The sequence below is a fragment of the Kitasatospora sp. NRRL B-11411 genome (genome assembly GCF_000721345.1).
Taxonomy (GTDB): domain Bacteria; phylum Actinomycetota; class Actinomycetes; order Streptomycetales; family Streptomycetaceae; genus Kitasatospora; species Kitasatospora cineracea.
The window spans coordinates 1-13,967 of sequence record NZ_JOGH01000145.1 but is presented as its reverse complement, the minus strand read 5'-3'; the positions used below and the strand labels follow the sequence as shown (position 1 = coordinate 13,967).

Genomic DNA, 13,967 nt, shown 5'->3' with positions numbered 1-13,967 from the left:
GCGCCGCCCCGTCCCCGCCCGCCCGAACCAGCCGAAGGACCAGCCCGGTGACCCCGAACGACCCCAGCGCGCACACCTTCCAGGTGGACCTGCGCGGCCTGGTCGACCTGCTCTCCCACCACCTGTACTCCAGCCCCCGCGTCTACCTGCGCGAACTGCTGCAGAACGCGGTCGACGCGATCACCGCCCGGCAGGCCCTCGACCCGGCCGCGCCCGCCGCGATCACCGTCACCACCGGCGAGGTCTTCTCGGTCTCCGACACCGGCGTCGGCCTCACCGAGGCCGACGTGCACACCTTCCTCGCCACCATCGGCCGCAGCTCCAAGCGGACCGCCGAAGGAGACCTGGACGCCGGGCAACTCGCCGACGCCCGGAGCGAGTTCATCGGCCAGTTCGGCATCGGCCTGCTGGCCTGCTTCGTGGTCGCCGACGAGATCACCGTCACCACCCGCTCCGCCCGCACCCCCGACGCCCCGGTGGTCGAGTGGCGCGGCCGCTCCGACGGCCGCTACACCATCACCACCCTGCCCGCCGACGCCCGCCCCGAGCCCGGCACCACCGTCACCCTCACCCCGCGCCCCGACGCCGAGGAGTGGACCGCGCCCGGCCGGGTCCTCGAACTCGCCCGCCACTACGGCAGCCTGCTGCGCCACGAGGTCACCGTGGTCGACGCCGCCGGGCACCCCACCCGGATCAACCGGACCCCCGCGCCCTGGGCCGCCCGCCACGACAACCCGGCCGCCCGGCGCGAGGCGCTCACCGAGCACTGCCGCGACACCTTCGACTTCACCCCGCTCGACACCATCGACCTGGACCTGCCGCTGGTCGGCCTCAACGGCGTCGCCTACGTGCTGCCCGAGGCCGTCCCGCCGTCCCGCCGGGCCGGGCACCGGGTGCACCTCAAGGGCATGCTGCTCTCCGACCAGGCCGACGAACTGCTCCCCGAGTGGGCGTTCTTCGTGCGCTGCGTGGTCGACGCCGAACGGCTGCGCCCCACCGCCTCCCGCGAGGCGCTGTACGCCGACGAGACGCTGGCCGCCGTCCGCGACGCGCTCGGCCTGCGGATCCGCGACTGGCTGACCGACCTGTCCGCCAGCGACCCCGGCCTGCTGCACCGCTTCCTGTCCGTGCACCACCTGGCCGTCAAGTCGCTGGCCCGGCACGACGACCAGCTGCTGCGGATGCTGCTGCCCTGGCTGCCGTTCGAGACCACCGACGGCAACGTCACGCTCGACGAGTTCGCCCGCGCCCACCCGGTCGTGCTGGTCACCCGCACCGTCGAGGAATTCCGCCAGGTCGCCCCGATCGCCGGCGCCGCGGGCCTCGGCGTCATCAACGGCGGCTACACCTACGACCGCGACCTGGTGCACCGCCTCCCCGAGATCCGCACCGGCACCACCGTCGCCGACCTCGACCCGGCCACCGTCACCGCGCACCTCGACAACGTCGACCCGGCCACCGAACTCGCCGCCGCCGCGTTCCTCGCCACCGCCCGCGAGGTCCTCGGCCGGTTCGACTGCGACGTCGCGCTGCGCACCTTCCACCCCAGCAGCGCCCCCGCCCTGCTGCTCGACGACCGCGAAGCCCGGCACGAGCGCACCCGCACCCGACTCGCCGACCAGGCCGACGGGTTGTGGGCCGACATCCTCGGCTCGCTGGGCAGCTCCGCGCCCCGCGCCCAACTCGTGCTCAACCACCTCAACCCGCTGGTGCGCCGGGCCGCCGCGATCCGGCACCGCGACCTCGCCGTCACCACCGTCGAGGCGCTCTACGGCCAGGCCCTGCTGCTCGCCCGGCGCCCGCTCAAGGCCAGTGAGTCCGCGCTGCTGAACCGCTCCTTCCTCTCCCTGCTCGACCACGCCATGCTCGGCCACGAGCCCGCCCCCGCAGCCCCCGCCGGGGAGACCGGCCCGACCACGCCGCACCAGGAGCCGTGATGCTCGACACCATCGACGCCGTCCGCGCCGCCCTGCGCGCCAACGACGAACTGCCCCACGGCCGCACCCGCACCGTCACCGCCGAGGAACTCGTCGACGCCGCCGAGCAGTTCGACGACCCCGAGCTGCTCGCCTTCGCCCTGCTCGAACTCACCGAGGCGTACGAGTACGACGCCGAGCGGCGCAAACTGCCCGTGGTGTTCGCCCGGATCGCCAAGCTCCGCACCGAGCACCCCGACAGCTTCGGCGACTGGGAGAACCACGCCACCGACTGGCGCTACAAGTGGGTCGCCACCGCGCTGCTGAGCGTCCCCGACGTCCCGCTGGAGGCGGTCCGCCGCTGGCACGGCGAACTGCGCCGCCACTACCTGGAGCGCGGCCACGACCTGCAGCCCTACTACGCCCAGCAGTACCGGCTCGCCGCCCACACCGGCGAGGGCGTCCAGGACGCCTTCGAACTGTGGGCCGGCCGCTGGCGCTCCCGCTACAGCGACTGCCACGCCTGCGAACTGCGCGAGCAGGCCCGGCACTTCGTCGCCCGCGGCGAGGACGAACGGGCCCTGGAGATCTGGCAGCCGGTGTTCTCCGGCGAGCGCTCCTGCTCCGAGGAGCCGCACACCAGCCGGGCCCTCGCCCTGCTGCCGCTGCTGCGCACCGGCCGGCTCGACGAGGCCCGCTCCGCGCACCTGACCGGCTACCGGTGGGCCCGCGGCCGCCCGGCCGCCGCCGAGGCGGTCGGCCTGCACCTGGAGTTCTGCGCGCTCACCCGCAACGAGCCGCGCGGCCTGGAGATCCTGGCCGAGAACCGCGACCTGTTCGACCGGCACGGCGACCCGCTCTCCCGGCTGCACTTCCTCACCGGCGCCCACCTGCTGCTCGCCCGGCTGGTCGAGGACGGCCACGGCGACGTCCCGGTGGCCGGCCCGCCCGGCGCGCACCGCACCGCCGCCGCCCTGCTCGCCGAACTGCGCACCGAGGGCGACGCGCTGGCCGCCCGCTACGACGCCCGCAACGGCACCGCCGCGGTCGGCGACGCCCGCCGGGCCCGGCTGGCCCGCACCCCGCTGTTCGCCGAACCGCTGCCGCTCGGCCTGCGCGCCACCGGCCCCGCACCGGCCGCCCCGCAGCCCGCGCCCGCCCCCGCCGCGACCCCGGCCGCCCCCGCCGACCTGGCCGAACTCGTGGAGAAGGCCCGCGAGTTGAGCACCACCAACCACCCCGACGCGATCCTGCACTGGAACCGGATCGGCGCCCTGATCGAGGCCCCCGACCACCGGCACCCGGAGGACGCCGAACAGTCCGGCCTCGGCTCGCTCGCCCAGCTCCGGGCCGAACTCGCCCTGGAACGCGCCTTCGAGAGCCACACCTCCGACCAGGAGGCCACCGCCCTCTACACCTCGGCCGCCGCCCTGTTCGAGCAGGCCGGGCTGACCGCCCGGGCCCTCGGCTGCCGGGCCCGGCTGGCCGGCCCCACCGACGACCACCCCGGCGACCTCCCCGCGATCCGCGAACTCTGCGGCCGGCTGGCCGAGTTGGCCGAGGACGGCACCCCGTACGGCGGCCGCGAACTGGTCGCCGTCCTGCAACTGCAGGCCAACGCCGAACTGCGGGCGCTCTTCGAGGCCACCGCCGAGGCGGGCGGCCCGGACGGCCCCGGGCCGGACCCGGCCGCCCTCGCCGAGGCCGAGGCCACCCTGGAGCGGCTGTACACCGAGGCCGAACGCCACGGCTTCCCGCACCGCCAGGCCAACGCCCGGCTGCTCGGCGCCCGGGCCCGCTTCCTGGCCGACCGCCACCGGGACGAGAGCGACGCCTTCGCCGCCGCCGACCGGCTGATCACCGAGGCCGAACAGCTGGTCGACCGGGCCGGCGCCCCCTGGCGGCTCGCCCAGGTGTACGGCCAGCGCGGCGAACTCGCCATGTACACCGGCGACTTGACGGCCGCCGAACGCTTCCTGCGGCAGGCCGCCGAGACCGCCGCCCAGTACGGCGACCGCTCGGCCGGCACCGCCCGGGTGCACGACGGCCTCGCCCGCACCTACCTCGGCCTGGACCGCCTCGCCGAGGCGGCCAGGGCGTTCACCGAGGCCGCCGCCCGCTACGACCGCAACGGCGACGCCGACGACGCGGCCTCCGCGCGGATCATGCTCGGCCAGGTGCTGTGCGGCTCCGGCCGCGCCGACGACGGCGTCGCCGTCCTCGAATCCGTGCTGCTGGAACCGGCGTTCACCGAACTCGACGTCCGCGAACAGGCCCAGGCCCGGCTCAACCTGGCCCGCGGCCTGCGCGAACTCGACGAACCCCGGGCCGCCGCCGAGGAGTACCTGCTGCTCGCCGACCAGGTCGCCGGGTTCGAGGAGCGGCACATCCTCACCATGGTCGCCGCCGAGGCCGCCGCCGCCCTGGCCGCCGCCGAGCAGTGGCCCGCCGCCGACCTCGCCCGGCAGCGCGCCCTGGACAGCCACCGCACCGCCCCGCACGCCGACGCGGTCTTCGACATGCTGCTGCGCCAGGCCCGGCACACCGCCGACCGGCACGGCCCCGACCACCCCGAGGCCGCCGACCAGGCCCTGGCCCGGCTCGACGAGGCCGCCGAAGTGGCCCGCACCGCCGAACGCGAGGGCCAGGACTTCTCCAGCGGCTGCCCCGACGGCACCCTGCACGACACCCGGGCCCGCACCCTGAGCGCCCTGCGCCGCGACGAGGAGGCCCTCGCCGAGATGGAACTCGCCATCGCTGCGTTCGCCGCCTACGGCCCCGGCGCCCAGCACGGCCGGGCCGAGTCGATCCGGGTCGCCGCCATCCTGGAGGCCAACCGCCTCGACCGCCGGGACGCCGCGCTGGCCCGGCTGGACGCCGCCGTCGCCGAGTTCCGCGCCGCCGACGCCGAGGACGCCGCCCAGCCCCTCACCGAACTGCGCGCCCACCTCACCCGCCACTGACACCACCGACCGCCCCGCACACCGGCGGCCCGCCGGGGGAGCACCCCCGACGGGCCGTCAACACACCTGCTCCACGCACTACTTCACGTTCAGCACCGAGGTCTCGAAGGTGCGGAACGCCCCCTCCTGCTTCCACTCCAGCGCCGCCTTCGGGCTGGAGGCCAGCAGCGCCGCGCACTTCGGCGTCGGGTTCTCCGACCCGAGGGCCCGGCCCTGGCACTCCGGCACCGGCTTGAACCCGTCCCGGTCGCGCCACAGGCTCCGGCCGGAGACGAAGCCGTACTCCAGCGAGTTGCGCGCCAGGTCCTTCAGGTCCTGGTAGCTCAGCCGGTAGGTCTGCGCCGCGCGGACGTACTCGTGGGTGATGTCGATCCGCTCCACGCCCGGGTCGTCGGTGGCCAGCGCGGTCGGCACCCCGTACTTGCGGTACAGCGGGAACGGGTGCTGCTGCCCCTGCACCTGGAGGATCTGCGCGTTGGAGGTCAGCGGCACCTCGACCAGCACCTTGCGCTCGGCCAGGGTGCGCAGCAGGTCCGCCGCGTCGTCCTCGTGGGTGACGTCCACGCCGTGGCCGATCCGCTCGGCGTGGCCGGTCAGCACGGCCTGCCGGATGTGGAAGGTCAGGTCCTCCGGCTTGACCAGACCGGGCACCAACTCGCCCGCGTGCAGGCTGATGTGGGCCTTCGGGTAGAGCGGGCGCAGGAAGTCCAGCATCTGCATTTCGAGCTGGTAGTTGTCCAGCGAGGACTGGTAGTCCTCCGGTTGGACCAGGTTCACCGCGACGAACCGGTCGTCCTGGGAAGCGAGTTCCATGCCGATCAGCAACTGGGCGAAGACCCGGGCCGGGGTGGAGGCGCGGGAGGCCTGGGACTGGATCCGCACCGTCACCGAACAGCCGGGCCGGGCCTGCGGGGTGCCGCACTGCTCGGTGGTCTGGTACTCGGCCATCGCGGTGTCCAGGTCCGCGCGGGCGCTGTCCACCAGGGCCTGCATCTGGCCGTCGGCCAGCAGCTTCTGGCGCAGCGCCGCGAGGTCCGGGTCGAAGCCGACCTTGGCGGCCAGCGCGGCGACCCCGCCGGAGGCCGGGGTCAGCATGGTCTCCAGGTAGCTCTGGTGCTGGGCGGCCATGGTGTCGGTGACCTCGGCGATCATCGTGCCGGGGTGGCGCCAGCTGGCCTCGCCGAACTTGCCGAAGGTGGCGAAGAAGTGGTCGTGGCCGGACTCCGCGCCGGGGGTGAAGTCCTGCATCGACCAGGCCCGGATCACCTGGGTGCGGAACTCGCCCTCGGCCAGCGCGTCCTGGGCCGGGCGCAGGGTGCCCTGGCAGGGGCCGGTGGCCGAGGTGAAGGTCACCGAGTCGATGCACAGGTCGTCCTGCGCGGCCAGCTTGATCAGCAGTTCGGTGGTGACCGCGCCGGACAGGTGGTTGTGCAGATCACCGCCCTTGGGCATGGCCCGCAGGAAGGCGTCCAGCCGTGCCGGGTCCTGCCGGATCCCGTCCAGCAGGCCGGCGACGGCGGCCTCGGTCGGACGGGAGCCGGCCCGGTCGGCGGCTTGGGCAGTGGGAGCGAGCGGCAGCAGCAGGGCCGCGCAGGCGACGAGTGCGGCGGTGCCGGAACGGCGTAGCGACGTCATGCCCGCCATGCTGACGGATCGTCAGCTCCCGTACGCCGCAAAGCCGTTCATGTCGTGCGCACATCATCCGAACGGGTGTCGCCGCGCGGAAACGGCCCAGAAACGATCGGATCGTGCTACTTCCGACCGCACTGCTTCCGACCGTGCTCCTCCGGACCGTGCTGCTTCCGGGCGCGCTCCTCCGGACCGTGCTACTTCCGGCCGGACTTGTGCGCGGCCCGGCCCGCCTCCCGGGCGGCCTTCACCGACGCGGCCTTCGCCTCCGCGTCCTTCACCCGCTGCGCCTCCTTGCGCACCTCGGCCTGGGTGGCGCGCTCGCGGCGCAGCCACTCCGGGTCCTCCTCGCGCAGCGCGTCGATCTGCTCGGTGGTCAGCGCCTCGGAGATCCCGGCGCGGCCGAGGCCGGTGACCGAGACGCCGAGCCGGGCCGCCACCACCTGGCGCGGGTGCGGACCGTTGCGGCGCAGGTCGACCAGCCACTGCGGGGGCTCGGCCTGCATCGCGTTGAGCTCGTCGCGGGAGACGACGCCCGCCTGGAACTCGGCGGGGGTCGCCGCCAGGTAGATCCCCAGCTTCTTGGCCGCGGTCGCGGGCTTCATGGTCTGGGAGGTCTTGGGCTTGGGCGTAGTCATGCGACAAGGGTATAGGGAACGCACCCCTGCCCAGGTCACGGCCGCCCCCGCCACCTCCCCGCCACCGCCCGCCGCCGGGCCGACCCCGCCCCGCGGCCCGCTAGCCTGGAACCCGTGACCGAGACCGAGCAGCCCGAGCAGTCCCCCGCCCCCTTCCGCCTGGTGTACGTGCCGGGGGTGACGCCCACCAAGTGGCTGCGGGTGTGGGAGGAGCGGCTCCCGGACGTCCCGGTCGAACTGCTCCAGCACGCCCCCGCCGACGGCCGCGCCCTGCTGCTGTCCGGCGGGGCGGACGCCGGCCTGGTCCGGCTGCCGGTGGACCGGACAGTGCTCAGCGCCATCCCGCTGTACACCGAGACCACCGTGGTGGTCTTCCCCAAGGACCACTGGCTGGCCGCCGCCGAGGAGGTCACCGCCGCCGACCTCGCCGAGGAGGTCGTCTTCCACCCGCAGGACGACACCCTCGACTGGCCCGAACTGCCCGGCCGCCCGGCCTTCGAACGCCCCGCCACCACCGGCGACGCGATCGAACTGGTCGCCGCCAACGTCGGCGTGCTGGCCGTCCCGCAGTCCCTCGCCCGGCTGCACCACCGCCGCGACCTCACCTACCGCACCCTGGTCGACGCCCCGCAGTCCCAGGTCGCCCTCGCCTGGCCGGAGGACGCCACCACCGACCTGGTCGAGGAGTTCATCGGCATCGTCCGCGGCCGCACCGCCAACAGCTCCCGCGGCCGCACCGCCGCCGCCGAGGAGCAGCGCCGCCCGTCCGCCAAGAAGCCCGCCCGCCCGCAGCCCAAGGGCCAGTCCCAGTCCCAGCAGCGCACCGGCAGGCCCAAGCCGGGCCAGCGCACCGCCGGCGGCCGCACCGCCCAGCCCAAGCGCGGCGGCAACGGCGGCGGCCGCAAGAAGTAGCCGCCCCGCCCCCGGCCGGGGCGCGTCTGTTGCGTGACTGTGACATCGCGCTCCGCAGTCACCGACCGGGCCGAACGCCGGAGCAGCGCCGCCCCGGGTGACGCACCGTCACCTCCGGCGGCGCCGGCGGGCCGGATTTCGGGAGGAAACGGGCCCGGGCCGCCGCCGACCGCCCTTGCCCGAACCGGAGGTGTACGGAAGGCTCCCGACACGGCGGCCGTGCCGGACACCTGGCCGCCCGCCGGCGCGCCGCTCGGAGCGCGCCCCTCGACGACTGCTGCTCGGGCTGGGACGGCACCGGCGCGCCGCCGCACGGCCCGGACCGGAAGGCGTGGCGTGGAGCCGGTAGTGCGGGTGGCTGGTCTGGTGCAGGGGTATCGGGGCCGGACGGTGATCGACGGGCTGGACCTGGCGGTCGGGGAGGGCGTGCTGGGCCTGCTCGGGCCGAACGGCGCGGGGAAGAGCACCCTGCTGCGGACGCTGGCCACCGTCGCGCCGCCGCTCGGCGGGGCGCTGGAGGTGTGCGGCGAGCGGATCGGCTCGGAGCGGTCGGCGCGGCTCGCGCGGCGGCGGATCGGCTTCCTGCCGCAGGACTTCGGCCACCACCCCGGCTACACGGTGGAGGAGTTCGTCCGGTACTGCGCCTGGCTGCGCGAGGTGCCCGCCGGACAGGCCGCCGACACCGCCCGGCGGGCCGTCGAGGCGGTCGGACTCGCCGAGCGGGCCCGGACCCGGATGAAGTCGCTGTCCGGCGGCATGCTGCGCCGGGCCGGGATCGCCGCCGCGCTGGTCGGCGAGCCCCGGCTGGTGCTGCTGGACGAGCCGACCGTCGGCCTGGACCCGGCGCAGCGGCTGGAGTTCCGCGCCCTGGTCCGTTCGCTGCGCGGGACGGCGGTGGTGCTCAGCACCCACCTGGTCGAGGACGTCGCCGCGGTGTGCGACCAGGTCGCGGTGATGAACGAGGGACGGGTCGTCTTCCTGGGCACCGCCGAGGAGTTGGCCGCCCTGGCCCGGGAGAGTGACCCCGGCGACACCCCGCTGGAGCGCGGCTACATGCGGGCCCTCGACGGGCGGCCGGCGGTGCGCCGATGAACTGGGCGTACCGGACGGAGCTGCGGCGTTCGCCGCTGCGGTGGGTGTTCCCGGTGCTGGTGGCGGTGGTGCTGCTGGTGTTGTTCGGGCGCAGCCGGTCCTGGATCGGCGTGTGGTCGCAGGCGAGCGCGGCGGCGCAGATCCCGGCGTTCTACCTCGGCCCGGCGATGGCGGGCGCGGCGGCCTGGGCCGCGGCCTCCCACCGCCGCGCCGGGGTGCCGGCCGGGTTCGCGGCGGCCCGACCGGGGTGGCGGATCGAAGCCGCGCAGTTCGCGGCGGCGCTGACGTACGGCCTGGCGGCGTACGCGGTCGGGGTGGTGGCCGCGGCCGCGGTGACCGTGCCGGACGGCGGGCCGGCCTTCCGGTGGCCCGGCTACGTGCTGCTGGGCGCGGTGCTGATCACCGGGTGCACGGCCCTGGGGCACCTGGCGGGGCGCGGGACGCGGTCGCGGCTCGCGGTACCGGTGGTGTGCACGCTGGGATGCCTGGTGTTCCTCGGCCTGTTCGGGTTCGTGCCGCAGGGCACCGAAACGGGCGTCGGCCTCGCCGTGCTGGCCGGGTACCCCAGCCGGACGGTCGCGCCCTGGCCGCTGCTCGCCCGGGCCGCCACCGCGCTGGCGCTGGCCGGGCTCGCGGTGGCCGCCGGTCGGCAGGTGCGGATCGGCGGGTACGGGCCGGAGTGGCGCCGCCGCCCGTTCGGCACGGTCGGCGCAGTGCTGGCGTTGGCCGGAGCGGTGGCGCTGTGGGCGCTCGCCGGGCCGCTGCTGGTGCAGCGGCCGGTGCCGGCCCGCCCGCTGTGCACCACCGGGACGCCGGTGATCTGCGTGTGGCCGGAGAGCCGGCAGTACCTGCCCGCGCTGCAGGCGATGGCGGACCGGGTGGCGGCCCTGCCCGCGGGACGGTTCAAGGTACCGGCCCGGTTCCTGGAGGAGGGCCTGGACGGGAAGCCGCTCGACTCCGGGAACGGGTTCTACCTCCGGGAGGGCGAGACCTGGGAGGCGGCGACGAGCATCGGCATCCTGACCGCCGAGGCCACGATCCCGCCGTCCTGCCGGGACGCCGAGCGCGGGCACTGGGAGCTGATCTCCTGGCTGATCGCCCGGGTCGCGGGCGGCGGCGTCCCGGCGAGCGTCCACGGCGGGCCGCCCGGGGTGGACCAGGCGGCGATCGGCCGGCTGGTCGCCCAGCCCGAGGACGTCCAACTCGCCTGGGTGGACCAGCGGTTGCCGCACGGCGGCGACTGTGGCTGAACCGGTGACGGCGTCACACGCGGCGCTGTACGCGCGGCCCCGCCGCCTCGGGTGGGCGGCGGCCGGGGCGGTGGCGCTGACGGGGATCCAGCTCTGGTTCGGCTCGGTCGCGGTCGTGCTGCCCGGCGGCCACGGCGGCGACAGCACGCTGCGGCTGCGGATGGTGCTGGCCGTGGCGTGGGCCGCGTTGGCGGCGGGGTCGCTGCACAGCGGCATGCACGGCTGGGAGGCGGCGGGCGGCCCCCGGCTGCGGCGGGCCGAACGCGTCCAGCTGCTGGCTGCCGGGGCGTGCGCGGTGGGCCTGGCCGGTGGCGCGGAGGCGGTCGTCGCGGGCCCGGCGAGCGCGGTCGCGGTGGGGCGGGCCCTGCTGATCTGGTGGGGGCTCGCGGTCCTGTCCGGGCGGCTGTGGGGCCGCCAACAGGTCTGGGTGCTCCCGGTCGTGACGCTCTTTCCGCTCAGCTACCTGGGCTGGGACGCGGCCGGTGCGGTGCGTTGGTGGAACTGGCCCTGGCAGGGCTGGCACAGCACGCCCTGCTGGCTGCTGGCTGCCGCGGCACTCGCCCTCGGCGCGGCGGCGTGGTGGCTGACGCCGTGGCGGTGGCGGGAGTTGGCCCGCCGTCGGTGAACGGGGGAGGGGCCGCCCCGTCCGGGCGGGGGTTCAGGCCCCGGCCGGCGTCCCGCCGCCCGCGCGCTCCCCGGCGTTCCCACCGCCGGGGCGGTGTGGCCCGCATGATGGTCGACGGGCATCCTTGCCGTACCGACCGAGGGGAAGAACCACGATGGTGCACGCACGGGCCGGCCAGCCGGCCCAGCCGCAGGACCTGATCGACGTCGCCCGCCTGGTGACGGACTACTACGCGCTGCACCCCGATCCGGAGGACGTCGGCCAGCGGGTCGCGTTCGGCACCTCCGGCCACCGGGGCTCGTCGCTGCGCACCGCCTTCAACGAGGACCACATCGCCGCCACCGCGCAGGCGATCTGCGACTACCGGGCCGAGCAGGGCACCACCGGCCCGCTGTTCCTCGGCATCGACACCCACGCGCTGTCCGAGCCGGCCCGCGCCACCACGCTGGAGGTGCTGGCCGCCAACGGCGTCACCGTGCTGCTGGACACCGCGGACGGCTACACGCCGACCCCGGCCGTCTCGCACGCGATCCTCACCCACAACCGCACCCGCCCCGCCGCGCTCGCCGACGGCATCGTGGTGACGCCCTCGCACAACCCGCCCGCCGACGGCGGCTTCAAGTACAACCCGCCGCACGGCGGCCCGGCCGACTCCACCGCCACCGGCTGGATCGAGCGCCGCGCCAACGCCCTGCTCGCGGCCGGCCTGGACGGCGTGCGCCGCGTCCCGTACGCCCGGGCGCTGGCCGCGGACACCACCGGCCGCTACGACTTCCTCGGCGCGTACGTCGACGACCTGCCCGCCGTCCTCAACCTGGACGCCGTCCGGGACGCCGGCCTGCGGATCGGCGCCGACCCGCTCGGCGGCGCCTCGGTCGCCTACTGGGGCCGGATCGCCGAGACCCACCGCCTCGACCTCACCGTGGTCAACCCGCTCACCGACCCGACCTGGCGCTTCATGACGCTGGACTGGGACGGCAAGATCCGGATGGACTGCTCCTCCCCGTACGCGATGGCCTCGCTGATCGACAAGCGCGACGCCTACGCGCTGGCCACCGGCAACGACGCGGACGCCGACCGGCACGGCATCGTCACCCCCGACGGCGGGCTGATGAACCCCAACCACTACCTGGCCGTCGCCATCGACTACCTGTACCGGCACCGCGAGGGCTGGCCCGCGACGGCGGCGGTCGGCAAGACCCTGGTGTCCTCCTCGCTGATCGACCGGGTGGTCGCCGGGCTCGGCCGCGAGCTGCTCGAAGTCCCGGTCGGCTTCAAGTGGTTCGTCGACGGGCTGCTGAACGGCAGCGTCGCGTTCGGCGGCGAGGAGTCCGCCGGCGCGTCCTTCCTGCGCCGCGACGGCTCGCCGTGGACCACCGACAAGGACGGCATCCTGCTGGCCCTGCTCGCCTCCGAGATCACCGCCGTCACCGGCAGCACCCCCTCCGCGCTGCACCGCGAGCTGGTCGCCCGGCACGGCGACCCGGTCTACGCCCGGGTCGACGCCCCCGCCGACCGCGCGCAGAAGGCCGCCCTGGCCGCGCTGGACGCCTCCCAGGTCACCGCCGACACCCTGGCCGGCGAGCCGATCACCGCCGTCCTCACCCACGCCCCCGGCAACGGCGCCGCGATCGGCGGCCTCAAGGTCACCACCGAGAACGCCTGGTTCGCCGCCCGCCCCTCCGGCACCGAGGACGTCTACAAGATCTACGCCGAGAGCTTCCACGGCGAACAGCACCTCGCCCAGGTCCAGTCCGAGGCCCGCGAGCTGGTCGGCGACGTCCTCGCCAAGGCCTGATCGGCCCCGTCAAGGCCTGATCGGCCCCGTCAAGGCCTGATCGGCCCCGCCGAGGCCCGTTCGGCCTCCCCGCGCCACCACCCCTCCGGTCCGTCGGACCGGAGGGGTGTTGCATTGTGATGCCCTCTGTTCGAAGATGTTCGTTGTGTCGGCTCACCCAGCCCGCCCTGCCCCGAGCCGCGACGTGAACCATGAGGAGTGTGCCGCCGTGCACAAGACGGTGACCGAACTGGCCGACGGCCGCGAACTGATCTACTACGACGCCGCGCCCACCCCCCGCGACGCCGTCGACCGGCGCCCGCTGGAACCGGCCGCGAGCGCCTCCGAGGTCCGGATCGACCCGCTCACCGGCGACGCGGTCACCATCGCCGCGCACCGCCAGGGCCGCACCTACCACCCGCCGGCCGACGAGTGCCCGCTCTGCCCGTCCCGGGACGGCCGGCTCAGCGAGATCCCGGCCGCCGACTACCAGGTCGCGGTCTTCGAGAACCGCTTCCCGTCCCTCGCCGACTCCTCCACCGCCCACGTCGCCCCCTGGTCCGACGGCCCCTACGCGCTCACCCCCGGCACCGGCCGCTGCGAGGTGGTCTGCTTCACCTCCGACCACGACGCCGCCTTCGCCGACCTCACCGAAGAACGCGCCCGCCTCGTCCTGGACGCCTGGACCGACCGCACCGCCGAGCTGTACGCCCGCCCCGGCGTCCGCCAGGTCTACTGCTTCGAGAACCGCGGCGCCGACATCGGCGTCACCCTCGGCCACCCGCACGGCCAGATCTACGCCTTCCCGTTCACCACCCCGCGCACCGCCCTCGCCCTCGACCGCGCCGCCGCCCACCTCGCCGCCACCGGCCGCAACCTCTACGACGACGTCCTCGCCGCCGAACGCGCCACCGCCGGCAAGCCCGACTCCCGGGTCGTCCTGGCCGGCGAGCACTGGACCGCCTTCGTCCCGTTCGCCGCCCGCTGGCCCTACGAGGTCCACCTCTACCCCAACCGCCGCACCGCCGACCTCACCACCCTCGACGCCGCCGCCCGCGCCGAGTTCCCCCGCGTCTACCTCGACCTGCTGCGCCGCTTCGACCGCCTCTTCCCCGTCCCCGCCCCCTACATCGCCGCCTGGCACCAGACCCCCCGCCCCGCCCCC

The 13,967-nt window shown here is 75.4% G+C and carries 10 protein-coding genes; 8 read left to right on the top strand and 2 right to left on the bottom strand.

What is annotated here, in order from left to right; genetic code table 11:
• Nucleotides 1–47: 47 nt before the first annotated feature.
• Nucleotides 48–1,937 carry an HSP90 family protein gene (locus IH44_RS0135490; RefSeq protein WP_051818008.1) on the top strand — a complete coding sequence of 630 codons (1,890 nt, stop codon included), beginning with the start codon at nt 48–50 and terminating at the stop codon, nt 1,935–1,937.
• Nucleotides 1,937–4,879 (top strand): tetratricopeptide repeat protein, encoded by a 2,943-nt coding sequence (locus IH44_RS0135485; protein WP_030463949.1) that lies wholly within the window; start codon nt 1,937–1,939, stop codon nt 4,877–4,879. The genes IH44_RS0135490 and IH44_RS0135485 overlap by 1 nt, the downstream gene beginning before the upstream one ends.
• 78 nt (nt 4,880–4,957) lie before the next feature.
• Here the strand turns inward: IH44_RS0135485 and IH44_RS0135480 are convergent, their stop codons facing one another.
• Nucleotides 4,958–6,523 (bottom strand): adenosine deaminase, encoded by a 1,566-nt coding sequence (locus tag IH44_RS0135480; protein ID WP_030463948.1) that lies wholly within the window; start codon nt 6,521–6,523, stop codon nt 4,958–4,960.
• Nucleotides 6,524–6,705: 182 nt separating this feature from the next.
• The gene (locus tag IH44_RS0135475) at nt 6,706–7,146 is read right to left on the bottom strand and encodes a DUF5997 family protein (RefSeq protein ID WP_030463947.1); all 441 of its coding nucleotides are present in this window, start codon (nt 7,144–7,146) and stop codon (nt 6,706–6,708) included.
• Between the two features lie 114 nt (nt 7,147–7,260).
• Between IH44_RS0135475 and IH44_RS0135470 the strand changes: the two genes are divergently transcribed.
• The 6 genes from IH44_RS0135470 to galT all read left to right on the top strand — a co-directional run.
• Nucleotides 7,261–8,058: a LysR family substrate-binding domain-containing protein gene (locus tag IH44_RS0135470; protein WP_030463946.1), complete on the top strand. Its 798-nt coding sequence runs from the start codon at nt 7,261–7,263 to the stop codon at nt 8,056–8,058.
• A 354-nt stretch (nt 8,059–8,412) separates the two neighbouring features.
• Complete coding sequence (locus IH44_RS0135465) at nt 8,413–9,150, top strand: ATP-binding cassette domain-containing protein (RefSeq protein ID WP_035957352.1); 738 nt, start codon at nt 8,413–8,415, stop codon at nt 9,148–9,150.
• Complete coding sequence (locus tag IH44_RS0135460) at nt 9,147–10,400, top strand: hypothetical protein (RefSeq protein WP_051818006.1); 1,254 nt, start codon at nt 9,147–9,149, stop codon at nt 10,398–10,400. The genes IH44_RS0135465 and IH44_RS0135460 overlap by 4 nt, the downstream gene beginning before the upstream one ends.
• A gap of 4 nt (nt 10,401–10,404) precedes the next feature.
• The gene (locus tag IH44_RS43400) at nt 10,405–11,025 is read left to right on the top strand and encodes a hypothetical protein (protein WP_157852573.1); all 621 of its coding nucleotides are present in this window, start codon (nt 10,405–10,407) and stop codon (nt 11,023–11,025) included.
• A gap of 154 nt (nt 11,026–11,179) precedes the next feature.
• Nucleotides 11,180–12,823 (top strand): phosphoglucomutase (alpha-D-glucose-1,6-bisphosphate-dependent), encoded by a 1,644-nt coding sequence (gene pgm / locus IH44_RS0135450; RefSeq protein ID WP_030463942.1) that lies wholly within the window; start codon nt 11,180–11,182, stop codon nt 12,821–12,823.
• A 208-nt stretch (nt 12,824–13,031) separates the two neighbouring features.
• The coding region (galT, locus tag IH44_RS0135445; protein ID WP_030463941.1) for a galactose-1-phosphate uridylyltransferase at nt 13,032–13,967 on the top strand (936 nt) is incomplete at its 3' end.